A 4,745-nucleotide genomic window follows, 5' to 3' on the forward strand; every position below is an offset into this window, starting at 1 on the left:
ACTCCCGTCCGCGTTGGTGATTCGAGCCAGTTCCTGCGCCCCGAACGCCTCGGTCAGGAAGTCCATGAGCGCACCGGTATCCGGTCCGCTGATCCACGGCGTCACACTCGCGTGGCCGGCGGGCACGTGCTCGGTAGTGTTACTGGTCAACGTATTTCCTCCATCGATTCGCTGATGAGAGCGACGATACGCAAGAAATAGGTCTGAACATGTCCTAGTTCGACAGAGCCGCCGAATATTCATCGACCGCCCTCAATTCGGCTCCTTAGAGAATGGTGGTAGGGCTGGGTCCTGGCCAGGGCTTGGTCCAGGTGCCCGGTGGGATGCTCTCCAATTCGGTTGCCCGCCAGCAGGACCGGTGTGGCTCTCTCGTGGCTTGCTTCCCACCGGGTGCCGTGCGGGAGTGGCTGAAAAGGGGCATGCCCTGGCTCGAAGTAGCGGTGCCCTCCCCATGCACGGACACCGAATACCCGCCTCGGGAGGAACACATGATGACCGTCATCATCGGCGTGGATCCGCACAAACGCTCGGCCACCATCGACCACAAGATCAAGGCAGCCGACAAAGAGCTGCGAGGACTGGTCACCGACCGCGGCTCGACCTTGATGGACCTCAAAGGCATCGGACCCTCCAGCGCCGCAAGGCTTTTGGCCGACACCGGCGACATCCACCGCTTCACCACCCGCGACCGGTTCGCTTCCTGGAACGGAACCGCGCCCTTGGACGCCTCCTCCGGAGACCATCAGCGACATCGGCTTTCGCGTTCCGGCAACCGCGAGATCAACCGGGTCCTGCACATCGTGGCCGTGATCCAGCTCCGTCATCGCACCGCCGGTCGCGCCTACTACGACCGCCGAAGACTGGCCGGCAAAACCTCGATGGAAGCCATGCGCGCGTTGAAACGACGCCTGTCCAACGTCATCTACACGCGAATGCTCAGCGACGACGACCGACGAGAATTGACAGGCCCGGCAGGGCAATCGAGAACGACTACAGACTCCAGCGCGACCGGCTTCAACCCGCACACCGATCCTTCGGACAAGCCACATCCCGGACCCACCACACCGAGTAACTCCGACACCCCGATCAGGTCTTGACCTAAAGGGGCGCCATTACCGCGCACCAGGTAGGTCGAGTCATCGGGTCCGGGGTAGAACCAGATGGGCTCCTCGGCGCTCTCGGCGGTCTGGACCGATGCCGCCGCGGTGGCGGACCGTATCGCTGACACCAGCGGCCTGCCGCTCACCCCCAACGTAGACGGGCGACTGCGGAACAGGCTTCGGCATACGAGCGTGACCTTGAAGCACGTCCACGCCTAACGCTTGAAATGCGTGGCATTCCGCAATGGCGCGTCGCCCGTGGCCGAGCGCCGCTCTGCCTGTTGCTTTCCAAGGTGCGGTCGCTGGATGCAACAAACGCGCGGGTCGCGGCAATACAGCTCACTTCGGTTGGTAATGGCCAGCTCTTGCAAAGGAGCCTCTTGCGACCCAAAGCTAGAGTCTATAGCTTTTAAGCTATGGGTTATAACTTCTTGCAGCGAGCCGAAGGACGCATCGCCTACGACTTGATCGGCACCAGCGGGCCGTTGGTGATTTGCACACACGGCTGGGGTGAACTCCGTCAGAGCTACCGGCATCTGACACCGCTGCTAGTCCAGCTCGGCTGCCGGGTGGCGCTGATGGATATCCGTGGGCACGGCGACAGCGATGCCACCTTCGGAGCATATGACGATGCCGCGCTCGCCGAGGACATCCTGGCGCTCGTCGACGAGCTAGGTGAACCAGCCTTCCTTGTCGGAAACTCCATGGGGGCGGGAGCCAGCGTCATCGCCGCGGCTGACGCGCCGGAGAAGGTGCGCGGGCTGGCGCTATTGGGCCCTATGGTCCGCGACCACGGCGGGCCGCTTCAGCGACTTCTGATGCGCCTTCTGTTCGTCAAACCCTGGGGTGCAGCAGTGTTCATGGCCTACTACCCGAAATGGATACCCGGCAAGAAGCCCGACGACTATGAGGAACATGTGATCCGAGTGCGTGAGAACCTGACGCGCTCCGGCCACTGGACAGCGTTCGTACGCACCAGCCGCACATCACACACTCCCGCCGAACAACGACTGACCTCGGTACGTGCACCGGCAGTCGTCGTTATGGGCGATGCAGATGTGGACTGGAAAAACCCGGCCGCCGAAGCCGAGTGGATCGGCCGTCAACTACGAGCGGAGGTCGTGATGATTCCAGAGACCGGGCACTTCCCACAGACACAGGCACCTGAGGTCACCGCCGCCGCCATCGGCAGACTGATCAGCCAGGTCACCCATGCCTAGGATCGGCTTATCAACGGAGACAATCGTTTCCGAGGCGATCCGGCTGGCCGACGAGGTCGGCTTCCACCGAGTCACTCTCACTGAACTGGCCAAACGATTCGGTGTCGCGCAACCGAGTTTGTACAAGCACCTCAACGGCTTGGATGAATTGCAGCGACTGCTGGCCCTGCGGATGTTCCACGAACTCGCCAGCACCCTGCGCAAGGCTGCGACCGGAAAGTCCGGATCGGATGCCCTGCGCGCGGCGGCACATGCATACCGGGCGATGGCCATGTCCCACCCAGGTTGCTACGAAGCAATCCTGCGCGCACCCGAACCAAATGACGGAGACGCAGCAACAGCAGTGCAGGAAGTCCTTACGGTTTTCTACGAGATCTTCCTCGGCTATGACATCCAAGGTGACGAGGCCATCGATGCCGCCCGGTACCTGCGCAGCACCCTGCACGGATTCGTATCCCTTGAACTCGCACAGGGATTCGCGATACCCCGCCCACTCGACATCAGTTTCGAACGACTCACCACCGCGATCGATGCGACCTTCTGTGATTGGAAGACTGGATATCCAACAGTGTCCACTCCTACAGACCGATAGGCGGCACCCTCCGATCACCTGTCATAGAAGCCCTCGATCGCACGCTCGTCGGCAGAATAGTGTGTAGCCCGTGGCCGAACAACGCTCTGCCCGTTAATCTTCCGCAGGGGTCTGTCCAGATGGCGGTGTAACTCGGGGCATCGATGCCGCCGCCCGCGGCCCGGGTGACTGTCGCCTGCCGCGGGCCCGAACCGCGCGGCGGACTTGGCGACCAGCCGAGCGGTGTGCACCGCGCTGTCGTGAGTCTCATAAGCGGTGACGTCGTTCGCCCCGGCTGTCGCGCGGTACCAGCCGGTCGAGTTGACCGTCACGACGATAGCCTTCACGCCGCCTTCCCTATGGGCGGCCTTGTCCGCATCGGAGCCGGGCTCTCCAGACAAGAAAGTGATCTCCGCGTGGGATCTTCCAGGGCGGGGCACCCTCGGTGATGAGGGGCACCTCGGGAGCCAGTCGAGGCAACGACGGCCGAGACACCGGTCACGATCCCAGCGGCCGGGTCGGAGAGGCCGTCAGAGCATGCCGTCGCAATCGGTCGGCGAGCCACTTCTCGCCTGCATTACGGGGTGATCCCGATGCTCGTCGACCACGCGCTGATCCGGCCGGACGCGACCTATTGGGAGCTCGAGGGCGGCACCGCGACGCTGACCGACGCGCTCACCACCGAACTGGGGCCGGTGATCCAGATGGGGCGGCAGATGACCCGACGCGAACAGACCAGCACGGGCGTACGAATCACCACGGTCGGCGAATACGACCAGGACGACGTCCCCAGCGGTGTCCCGGATTCCACCCAGACCATCGACGCCGACTACGCGGTGATCGCCATACCGCTGAGCGCCATGCGCTTTTGCGAATTCGAACCGGCCCTGTCGTATACCAAGCGCCGCGCAGTCACCGCGACACACCAGGACGCCGCGACAAAAGTGCTGCTGGAGTTCAAGACCCGGTTCTGGGAAGAAGGCGAGCACGGCTTCCGCGGTGGCGGCTGCGTCACCGACAACCCCAACCGGTTCATGTACTTCCCCTCCCACAACGACGCGTCCGATGGCGGTGAGCAGCCTTCCGGCGGTGTGGTGCTGGCCAGCTATTCCTGGTCCGACGATGCCATGCGATGGGACTCGCTCACCCCCGACCAACGCGTCGACCATGCGCTGCACGGCATGGCGGATGTCTTCGGAACCGACACGGTACTACAGGAATTCACCGGCGTCGGGCTCTCGCAAAGCTGGATGCAAGCCCACTACGCGCTCGGTGAAGCCGCCATTCCGATGCCCGGCCAGCTGAGCGAACTGCATCACGCGACCCGCACCGTCGAAGGCCGGGTGCACTTCGCCGGCGATCACACCACCCTCAAACCGGCGTGGATCGCGGGCGCAGTGGAAAGCGCCGTGCGAGCGGCGCTGGAAGTGCAGGCACGCACCTGACCCGAAAACCGCTCACCAGCAGCTGATTTCATCGATGTCGCGCTGATGCGGAGTTCCCCGACGGCACCGTCGAGTGGTCGAACTACGCGCTGGCGAATTGGCCGAAGCAGTACCACCGCCACAGTATTCATCGCGGCTCGGTGAGATGTGGATCAGTTCTGCGGCGTCGCGTCAGCGGCCGGTCGGGCGATTGATGGCTTTGGCGGAGAAGCTCGCTCATCGGCATGTGCGGATGGTCGAGAGGTCATGTGGCGGAAGCCATGTAGGCGGCCAGGATGTAGTTCGGATGCGGGTCGAGGTTGGTGCGCGCGGTCGTACCGCATGGTGGTGCGTGGGCCGGTGGCGGGCGGCGATCTGGACATCGCGCAGATCCACTCCCGGGCCGAGCATGGTGGTTGCGGATCCGCAA

General features: G+C 63.5%; 5 protein-coding genes. All 5 read left to right on the plus strand.

All coding sequences use genetic code 11. The annotated features are described in order from the left end of the window. Positions 1 to 395: 395 nt before the first annotated feature. The 5 genes from NA10_RS34905 to NA10_RS34925 all read left to right on the plus strand — a co-directional run bounded on the left by NA10_RS34905 (position 396) and on the right by NA10_RS34925 (position 4,336). Positions 396 to 1,097, plus strand: coding sequence for a transposase (locus NA10_RS34905; RefSeq protein ID WP_169812704.1), 702 nt, complete (start codon positions 396 to 398; stop codon positions 1,095 to 1,097). A 63-nt stretch (positions 1,098 to 1,160) separates the two neighbouring features. After that, entirely contained in the window at positions 1,161 to 1,319 is a 159-nt protein-coding gene (locus NA10_RS37405; protein ID WP_157557011.1) for a hypothetical protein, read from the plus strand. Positions 1,320 to 1,516: 197 nt separating this feature from the next. Then, entirely contained in the window at positions 1,517 to 2,320 is an 804-nt protein-coding gene (locus NA10_RS34910) for an alpha/beta fold hydrolase (protein ID WP_067574979.1), read from the plus strand. Next, positions 2,313 to 2,912, plus strand: coding sequence for a TetR/AcrR family transcriptional regulator (locus NA10_RS34915; RefSeq protein ID WP_067574980.1), 600 nt, complete (start codon positions 2,313 to 2,315; stop codon positions 2,910 to 2,912). Before NA10_RS34910 ends, NA10_RS34915 begins: the two co-directional genes overlap by 8 nt. 572 nt (positions 2,913 to 3,484) lie before the next feature. After that, positions 3,485 to 4,336, plus strand: coding sequence for a flavin monoamine oxidase family protein (locus tag NA10_RS34925; protein ID WP_084515693.1), 852 nt, complete (start codon positions 3,485 to 3,487; stop codon positions 4,334 to 4,336). Positions 4,337 to 4,745: the final 409 nt, after the last annotated feature.

It is taken from the genome of Nocardia acidivorans NBRC 108247 (assembly GCF_001625085.1).
In the GTDB taxonomy this organism is placed as follows: Bacteria; Actinomycetota; Actinomycetes; order Mycobacteriales; family Mycobacteriaceae; genus Nocardia; species Nocardia acidivorans.